Origin of the sequence: Microcystis sp. LE19-195.1E (assembly GCF_027532095.1) — a bacterium.
Taxonomy (GTDB): domain Bacteria; phylum Cyanobacteriota; class Cyanobacteriia; order Cyanobacteriales; family Microcystaceae; genus Microcystis; species Microcystis aeruginosa.
In genome coordinates this window covers 1-9,307 of record NZ_JAPZSZ010000309.1, presented here as the reverse complement: position 1 = coordinate 9,307, position 9,307 = coordinate 1, and the positions used below count along the sequence as shown (strand labels likewise).

Annotated in this window: 7 protein-coding genes; 6 read left to right on the top strand and 1 reads right to left on the bottom strand. The window is 44.7% G+C overall.

Annotation, left to right across the window (positions count from 1 at the left end; genetic code table 11):
• The first annotated feature begins 391 nt into the window (after nucleotides 1-391).
• Nucleotides 392-628, top strand: a complete 237-nt coding sequence (locus O9300_RS17155) for a ribbon-helix-helix protein, CopG family (RefSeq protein WP_287972925.1) — start codon at nucleotides 392-394, stop codon at nucleotides 626-628.
• 347 nt (nucleotides 629-975) lie between these two features.
• Here the strand turns inward: O9300_RS17155 and O9300_RS17150 are convergent, their stop codons facing one another.
• Entirely contained in the window at nucleotides 976-2,058 is a 1,083-nt protein-coding gene (locus tag O9300_RS17150; RefSeq protein ID WP_287972923.1) for a molecular chaperone DnaJ, read from the bottom strand.
• 458 nt (nucleotides 2,059-2,516) lie between these two features.
• On the opposite strand from O9300_RS17150, the gene O9300_RS17145 reads away from it, so the two are divergent.
• The 5 genes from O9300_RS17145 (at nucleotide 2,517) to O9300_RS17125 (ending at nucleotide 8,692) form a co-directional block, all read left to right on the top strand.
• Nucleotides 2,517-3,875 (top strand): CmpA/NrtA family ABC transporter substrate-binding protein, encoded by a 1,359-nt coding sequence (locus O9300_RS17145; RefSeq protein ID WP_287972920.1) that lies wholly within the window; start codon nucleotides 2,517-2,519, stop codon nucleotides 3,873-3,875.
• Between the two features lie 112 nt (nucleotides 3,876-3,987).
• The gene (gene ntrB, locus O9300_RS17140; protein ID WP_286825572.1) at nucleotides 3,988-4,818 is read left to right on the top strand and encodes a nitrate ABC transporter permease; all 831 of its coding nucleotides are present in this window, start codon (nucleotides 3,988-3,990) and stop codon (nucleotides 4,816-4,818) included.
• 69 nt (nucleotides 4,819-4,887) lie between these two features.
• Nucleotides 4,888-6,906, top strand: coding sequence for an ABC transporter ATP-binding/substrate-binding protein (locus O9300_RS17135; protein WP_287972918.1), 2,019 nt, complete (start codon nucleotides 4,888-4,890; stop codon nucleotides 6,904-6,906).
• A gap of 117 nt (nucleotides 6,907-7,023) precedes the next feature.
• Nucleotides 7,024-7,863 (top strand): nitrate ABC transporter ATP-binding protein, encoded by an 840-nt coding sequence (locus O9300_RS17130; protein WP_287972915.1) that lies wholly within the window; start codon nucleotides 7,024-7,026, stop codon nucleotides 7,861-7,863.
• A 355-nt stretch (nucleotides 7,864-8,218) separates the two neighbouring features.
• Nucleotides 8,219-8,692, top strand: a complete 474-nt coding sequence (locus O9300_RS17125) for a phosphate-starvation-inducible PsiE family protein (RefSeq protein WP_002759198.1) — start codon at nucleotides 8,219-8,221, stop codon at nucleotides 8,690-8,692.
• Nucleotides 8,693-9,307 lie beyond the last annotated feature (615 nt).

Below are 9,307 nucleotides of genomic sequence, written 5' to 3'. Positions count from 1 at the left end.
TGTCTATCTTTTGGTATTAACCTGTTGATGCCTTAAGTCCTTCCCTATATGGATTTCAGATACTTTTGAGTGTAGGCGCTCTCATCGAATTTTATTTTAAGTTAATTATTTGCATAACAATTCCCGAAGAGCCTTTTTTCTTTTTCCTTTTCTTTCCCGCCCTTAGGCGGGTCGATTTTTTTGAGAAAATGGCGTTAATGTTAAATTTTATTAAGGCAATGAAAGAGTTATCGGTTATCAGTTGGGAAGGTGGTGTTATATTATGGGTAGTAAAGTTGATCAAAAAGCTGGTCAGTTTGCTATTAGAATAGTAAATGCTGATAAATATCTCAGCCCAGAAAAGAAAGAAGTTATCCTGTTATAATAAAGTTAATTGATATTTGTTTAAGTTATGAACTTCAACCTTTATCTGGAAGATGAATTAAGTCAGCAACTACAGGCTTTATCTCACTCTACAGACAAATCCCAGAATGCTTTGATTCGAGAAGCAATACAGCTTTTAATTACCACAAAAGAACAGTCTCAATGGTCGTCAACTATCCTTAATTTTCAAGGTGTAAGTGATGGTATTATTTTTGAAGCTTATAGAAAGGAACTTTCCCCACCTAGAGAAGATGAGGTGATTTAGTGCTGGTTTTGCTCGATACTTGTACGATTAGTGATTTTGTCAAAGGTGATAGCAATACTCTAGGGCAGATCAAAAATCACTGTCTGTTAATAGGTGCAACGGCGATTACTCATAATCTTAAATTGAATAGGACTTGCTGAAAAAGTAGGGGCGAAGCATTCGGACAGGAAATCTACGGTTTCAGCGATAGGTTATACCCGAATGCTTCGCCCCCAGAGGACACAATCGCCTTTTAGGAATAATTGGAGGGAAAATTCCGGGACTTTTTCCCTCAAAATCGGTAAAACCCTACACTCGGCCACCGGGAAAAACTTTTTCAGCAAACCCTAAATACTGGCTTTTTCTCTTCAACGGCTGATTCCGCGAAGTTGCTCCAGAAGTTGATCAAGAATGTCTTCCATCTCTTCCGGGCTTCTGCCCATCCTGACCGGTCCGCGCAGAAACTCTTTAACCGTTATCTTTTTATCGCGGAAGTCACGGACAAAATTATAGATTTTTTCGGTGGATTGAACTTGTAATTTCATCTCCTCTAGCATTTGCTCAATCGGGTCGATGCCATCCTTCTCACAAGCGCGACTGGCCCTCACCATCTCGCCTTCCGGGGTATTTCGCACCGATCGCAGTTCTCTCTTCAGGTTCTCGTATTGCTTTTTGAGTAGTTCGTTATTGGTTTCAACCCTCTCGCACTGTCGTTTGAGGTCGCTTTCCGATGAGCCTTCAACCTCGAAAGAGTCTCCCATTTGATGCTGTCGTTCGATTTCCAGCAGTCTGGCAATATCTCCCTCTTTATAGGCACGGTTGACCTCCTTCATGATCTCATTGTGACGCATCCGAGTTTCGGGATCCGTAACCTTGTCGGGGTGAAAAATCTCAGCCATTCTCAGGAAAGTGCGGCGTATTTGTCTAGATTCGGGAGATTTAGGCGAGCTTTCAGGTGATATCTCTGTTCCATCATCGTGACGGCCGTAGGAGTCTCCCCCAGAGAAGAAATCCTGCGCGGATTGCTCCGATGATCCTTCCGACTCTTCGTCTCCGAAAAGTTCGTCTAGTTCTTCATCTCCATCCTCAAATTTTGGGCTAATCACCCCCGTTAACTGAAGTGTCTCGTAAATTCCGAGAATCCTTTTTTTTGTCTGCTGCCCCAATTTTCTAGCAGTGAGGATTTCGTCAAAAAGGGCGTGTATTTCGCGGTCGAGGTCGGTAAGTTTTTGATAGAGGGGTTGCCCTCTCTGGAAAATCTCCGTCGCCAGGGAACGCATCTGGTCGAGAAATTTCTTCAGTTCGTTGCGTTTTCTGCCAATCTGCTTAAGGAGCCACTGATGCTCCTCCTCTAAAGCTTGGAGACGAAAATGTAGGGAAGACAGAGCCAAGGAAGGAGAGGTAGGCGAATCAGAGGAGTTCGGTGATTTCGGCTTTTTAGATCTGGTCATTACTTTGGGGTGAAAGCATATTGTCCATTCTACCAAGCCGCAAGGAACCGCATTCCTAAAACTCACCCTTGGCTCGTTTTGTTGTTTCTCCCCACTTCCCCACTTCCCCACCTCCCCACTTCCCCACTTCATAATTCATAATTCATAATTCATAATTCATAATTCCCCACTCCCCTGCTCCAGCGCTCCTACGGAAACCTTTTTAAGTGGCTAGAAGCTAGATATATCAATGGTCTTAATTAATTCTTATCAATCGAATTAAATTTTTGTAAATAAAATTCTCGATCGGATTAATTATTTTTTCCAAATTCCGCTAGACTTATTTATTAAGTTCAATCAAGTTTAGATATTCCATAGCTAAATTTCTATAGCACGGGCTAGAAGGAAAATTTAGCGAGGGATTCCTTTACCCATAATTCAGCACACATACTTGCTTTGGCAGCAGGTAGGAGGACTCTATGTCAAATTTTTCGAGACGGAAATTTTTAACCACGGCGGCGGTTTCAGCGGCAGGGGCTGTTGTCCTGAAAGGTTGTGTGGGTAATCCCCCCGACACTACCGGTGGAACCACCACCACCGCGCCCGCTGCCCCGGTTGCTTCTCCCGTAGCGGTGGCCCCCGGAGAGGCCCCTGAAACCACCAAAATTAAATTAGGTTATATTCCTATCGTTGAGGCCGCACCCTTAATTATTGCCAAGGAAAAAGGCTTTTTTGCTAAATACGGGATGCCCGATGTGGAAGTCTCCAAACAAGCAAACTGGGGATCTGCTAGAGATAACGTCGAAATTGGGGCAGATGCGGGCGGAATTGACGGAGGACAGTGGCAAATGCCCATGCCTTACCTAATTTCCGAGGGACTAATCACCAAAAATAACGTTAAAGTCCCTATGTATGTGTTAGCGCAGTTAAACACCCAGGGTAACGCAATCGCGATCGCGGGTAAACACGAGGGCAAAAATATCGGTTTAGACCTGAAACCCGCCAAAGATTACATCCTCGCCATGAAAACGACGGGAACTCCCTTCAAAGCCGCCTATACTTTCCCGAAAGCTAACCAAGACTTCTGGATTCGTTACTGGTTAGCCGCCGGTGGTATTAACCCCGATACGGATATTAACCTAATTGCGGTTCCTGCCGCCCAAACCGTGGCCAACATGAAAACCGGAACCATGGATGCGTTTAGTACCGGCGATCCTTGGCCGGCGCGAATTGTAGCTGATCAGATCGGTTTTATGTCAGCTTTAACCGCAGAAATCTGGCCCTATCACCCGGAAGAATACCTCGCTATCCGCGCTGATTGGGTGGATAAAAACCCGAAAGCCACCAAAGCGGTGTTAAAAGGAATTATGGAAGCGCAGCAATGGCTCGATCAGGAGGCAAATCGGGCAGAAGCGGCGGCAATTCTCGCTAAACCGGCTTATTTCAACCTCAAGGAAGAAATTATCGCAGGTCCCCTCAAAGGAATACAGAAAATGGGTGACGGCAAACCGGAAATCACCGACAAAAATAAAGGAGTTTTCTACTGGAAAGATCCCGTCGGTAGCGTTTCCTATCCGTACAAGAGTCATGATCTCTGGTTTTTAACCGAAAGTGTTCGTTGGGGTTTCTTGCCGAAAGAAACTTTAACCACTGCCTCAGCATTAATCGACAAAGTTAACCGCGAGGATCTTTGGAAAGCGGCAGCTACAGAATTAGGAGTTCCTGCGGCCGATATTCCCACCAGTACCTCCCGCGGTGTCGAAAAATTCTTCGACGGCAAAACTTTTGACCCCGCTAATCCCCAAGCTTATCTCGATAGTTTGGCAATTAAAAAATAGCGAGCTTTTCTCGATAGGCTAGGGGCATAAAATATCTAGTCTATTAATCCCAAAAGTGTTTTCTTCTCTCCCCAATCAAGTAACTTTATCTTCAACAAAGGAAAACGGCAAAATGGCAAGTAGCGTCAGCAGAAAAAGTAACGGTGGTTTCAACTTCGGTAAATTCTGGAAAAAGCATTCCCAAGACATTCTTCCCCCTATTATCGGTACCCTGGGTTTTCTGATTGTTTGGCAATTAGTCTCGATGCTGGGATTAATCAAATTACCCCCCCCATCCGACCTAATCACCAATGAACGGACTCGTACCTATTTAATGTATCCTTTCTTTGATCGTGGGGGCATTGATAAGGGACTATTCTGGCAAACTTTAGCGAGTCTGCAACGGGTATTAATCGGTTATTTTTTTGCCGCAGTGGTTGGTATTGGCGTTGGGATTATGGTCGGTTTAAATTCTTTCTTAAATAAGGCACTCGATCCCCTTTTTCAATTCCTGAGAACAGTTCCTCCTCTTGCTTGGGTTCCCCTATCTTTGGCCGCTTTACAACAAAACCAACCTGCTGCTTTATTCGTGATCTTTATTACCGCAGTTTGGCCGATTTTGATTAATACCACCGTCGGTGTCCAACAAATTCCCCAAGACTATATCAACGTTAAACAAGTCTTGCAATTGTCCAGCAAAAAATTCTTCTTCAAGATATTAATTCCCTCGGCACTTCCCTACATCTTCACTGGTTTGAGAATTGCGATCGGTTTAGCTTGGTTAGCGATTATTGCGGCTGAAATCGTTATGTCGGGTATCGTCGGTATCGGTTTCTTTATCTGGGATGCCTACCAAAATAACTACATCAGCGATATTATTCTTGCGCTGTTTTATATCGGTGGTGTGGGTTTATTACTCGATCGCTTTATGGCTTGGTTGCAAAATCAAATCGTTCGTCAATAGGGAATCGATGGGGAAAATTTCCCCATTTTCAAATAACTGAAACTTGAGCCAATTTAAGGAGAAAAAACTATGAGTTTGTTTGTCGCTGTCGATAACATTGATAAAGTATTCCCCCTCAGTGGTGGCGGTGAATATGTGGCCTTGAAAGGGATTGATTTACAGATCAAAAAAGGGGAATTTATCTCCCTCATCGGTCACTCTGGTTGCGGAAAATCAACCCTCTTAAACATGATCGCTGGTTTAGATTTGCCCACGGAAGGGGTGGTGACTTTGCAAGGTCAAAGCATTAAAAAACCGGGACCCGATCGCATGGTAGTCTTCCAAAACTATTCCCTTTTGCCCTGGTTAACCGTCAAAGAAAATATCACTCTGGCCGTCGATCAAGTTCTCACCCAACTATCAGAAGACGAAAGAAAAGCTGAAGTCGAAAAATATATCGATCTGGTCAATCTTCGTCATGCAGTGGATAAACGTCCCAACGAATTATCGGGGGGGATGAAACAACGGGTAGCGATCGCTCGCGCCCTAGCCATCCGTCCGAAAGTCCTCCTTTTAGACGAACCCTTTGGCGCGTTAGATGCCCTGACTAGAGGTAATCTACAGGAACAGTTAATGCAGCTGTGCGAAGAATACGAAATGACCTCGGTAATGGTGACGCACGATGTGGATGAAGCGGTGCTATTATCCGATCGCATCGTCATGCTCACCAACGGCCCCGGCTCAAAAATTGGCGGTATTTTGGAAGTGGATATCCCCCGTCCCCGCAAACGCATGGAAGTGGTAGAACACCCGAGTTACTACAGTCTCCGGAGCGAGATTATCTATTTCCTCAACCAACAAAAACGGATCAAAAAACTGCGCGCCCGCAAAGTCGAAGTAATTGCCCGTCACGGTTTAGAAAAAGTCAATCTAGAGATCGGTTTTGTTCCCCTCACCGCTTGCGCGCCCCTAGCAGTGGCCAAAGAAAAGGGATTCTTTACTAAACATGGTCTAGATGAGGTGAATTTAGTCCGGGAAACCAGTTGGCGAGGCGTTGTGGACGGGATCGCGGGGGGATTCCTCGACGGGGCGCAAATGCCTTCAGGAATGCCCACCTGGTTAACCGTCGGTGGTTATCAGGAGCAACCTTTGCCGATTGTCAGCGCCCTGACTATGACTCGTAACGGTAACGGTGTCACCCTCGCTAAACGCTTCTATGACGAGGGAGTGATTGACGGTAACGCTTTAAGACAGATGCTATTGGAATCGCGGGAACAGCGCCATATTTTTGGCATGGTTCACCCCTCCTCCATGCACAATTTGCTCCTGCGTTACTGGTTAGCGGCAGCGGGAATTGACCCCGATCAAGACGTTCACCTCGAAACTATTCCCCCGGCCCAAATGGTAGCCGACCTGAAAACCGGTAGTATTGACGGTTACTGTGTCGGTGAACCCTGGAATCTACGGGCTGCCATGGAAGGTATCGGTTACACCGTCGCTACCGACTTAGAAATCTGGCAGGGCCACCCGGGTAAGGCCCTGGGAGTCCGGGAAGATTGGGCCAATAAATACCCTAATACCCATGTCGCTTTAGTCAAAGCACTGCTGGAAGGTTGTCGCTACTGTGCCGATGAAACAAATCAGGAAGAAATTCGTCAAATCCTCGCCAGTCGTCAGTACCTTAGTACCAATATCGATTATATCCAACTGGGTGATCCCAACTCCTACGCGTGCAGTCTCGATCAACCGATGAAAGAATATGCACACCATCTGTTCTTTGGGGATGGAGTCAATCGTCCCAGTCGTACCGAACACCTCTGGATGATGACCCAAATGGCGCGCTGGGGCCACATTCCTTTCCCCCGTAACTGGGTAGAAATTCTCGAACGCGTCTGTCGGGTGGGTGTCTTCAGTACCGCAGCCCGGGAATTGGGTCTAGGGGATATTAAATATCGTCGCACACCGATCCTGTTATTCGATGGTATCGAGTTTGATGCCGAGGATCCGATCGGTTATCTCAATAGTTTAGAGATCAAACAAAACATCACCATGGCCGAAGTGGCTATTGATGCTCGTCCTAGTGCGGTGGAACCCCGTAAAATCGCCTAACCAGAGGTAAAAGGGGAGATTTTCTCCCCTTTTACCTCTAAAATATTATCCCATTGGATTAAGCCCTGCAACTCTGCCACTTTCTACCTGTCTTTCGACTTTTTAGCGACTATAATCATGTACACCACCACCGACACAGTTAACCGGGCAATCGAGGCCCCCACTAAAGAAGCTTTTGTCACCATTGAAGGAGTTTCTAAGGTTTATCCCACTCCTAGAGGCCCCTACACCGTCCTCAAGGACGTTAATCTCAGCATCAATGAAGGTGAATTTATCTGCGTGATCGGTCACTCTGGTTGCGGTAAATCGACCCTATTAAATATGGTGTCGGGTTTTTCTTCTCCCACTGATGGCATCGTTAAAGTTAACGGTAAGAAAATTACTAAACCTGGGCCTGATCGCATGGTAGTGTTTCAAAACTATGCTTTATTGCCTTGGTTAAGCGTTTTTGAAAATGTCTATCTTGCGGTAGATGCGGTGTCTCCCAATGCCCCAGAGGCACAAAAACGCTCGATCGTGCGCGAACATTTAGCCATGGTGGGTTTAACCGAAGCTATGGACAAAACCCCTCCCCAAATCTCCGGGGGGATGAAACAACGGGTTTCGATCGCTCGCGCTCTTTCTATCCGTCCGGAAGTATTAATTCTCGATGAACCTTTCGGTGCGTTGGATGCGATTACCAAAGAGGAATTACAGGAAGAATTGCTGAAAATCTGGCAAGATAAACGCTGTACGGTGTTGATGATTACCCACGATATCGATGAGGCTCTTTTCCTCGCTGATAAGCTGGTAATGATGACCAATGGACCAGAAGCGAAAATCGGCGAAGTGATGAATATTCATTTCCCCCGTCCCCGCGATCGGGAGAGAATTATGGAGGATCCTGAATATTATCGTCTGCGTAACTATGCCCTCGACTTCCTCTATAATCGTTTCGCTCACGATGATGTTAGCTAGATGTGAGCATTTGTATTAGTTTGGGGTGCGGTTGACTTAACAGCGATCGCACCTAGATTTTTTTTCTGGGGAAGCCTTCTTCAAGTAAAATTATCTCTAACTAGGTAAGTAGGTAGGCACAATTATTTGTAGGATGGGTTAGCGGTAGCGTAACCCATGCGGGCGTTGGGTTTCATGCTTCAACCCAACCTACGTTCATTTTATATTTAATTCCACCCACCCACTTAGATGTTAAACATTGTCAGATACTCCCCTTATAAAGGGGGGATTAAGGGGGGATATACTTACTTGTTAACTAAATAGAACAATTAGCAGTCAAATACAATAATAATTTTTACTTTTTACTTAATCGATCATGCTCAAACAGATACGGAAACTACTTATCAATTTTGGTCAACAATGGCGCGATGAAGATTTCATGAAGTCGATTCATATCATCGAAAACATAGTTTCTAAGGTTTTATCCGTAGCCTTAATTGTTGTTATTATTGTTTCTCTTTATGATTTAGTAGTTATCCTAATCAAAGACCTATTTACTACGGAACCCGTCGGTTTTTTTAGTAAAACTTTAATTGAAATCTTCGGATTATTTCTCAATATTTTGATCGCTTTAGAGTTATTAGAAAACGTCACTGCTTACTTAAGAAAACACATCGTACAGGTTGAATTAGTCGTAGTTACGGCTTTAATTGCCATCTCTCGAAAAATTATTATTTTTGATCCCAATAAATACAGTAAAGATGATTTAATTGCCCTCACCGTGGGAACCTTAGCTTTAGCGGCAAGTTATTGGTTAATCAGAAAAGTTAATCGCGATAATCGTTCTTGAATTAAGGGAAAGGGATAGATTTTCTAAATCTATCCCTTCTAAATAGGGTTTGCGGCAAAAAGTAGGGGCGAAGCATTCGGATAGGAAATCTAGGGTTTCAGCGATAGGTTATGCCCGAATGCTTCGCCCCTACAGGACGCGGGCCGATGAAGATGTAAGGTTTTGAAACATGATTCTCTCAAAATCTTGCACCTGTTTCGCTCGTAAAGCCCCAAAACCCTTACTTTGCCTACATTTCACATTTATTCAGCCAGCCCTAGGGCTGGCTGAATAAATCTAAAAACATTGTTCGATAATACTTTGAGACCTTTTTGAAATCCAAAAGTACCAGCCATTGGAGTGAGCGGGGGGAAAATTCCTGGACTTTTTCCCTGAAAATTAGGTAATTGACCACCTGAAAATGGGTAAAACCCTACACCCTACACCCCACACCCCACACCCTGCCCCCAGGAAAAACTTTTTGCCGCAAACCCTATTTACCGAAATTTTGGGTTAAAGCCCCGTCCTTTTAGGACGGCTTTTTAAACTATATCTTGTTAACTTAACTTTTATTGTGCTATACTGATTTTGTCTAAGTCCCCCCTGCGTAAAATGTTTGTCTTAGAGTTTAAAGTT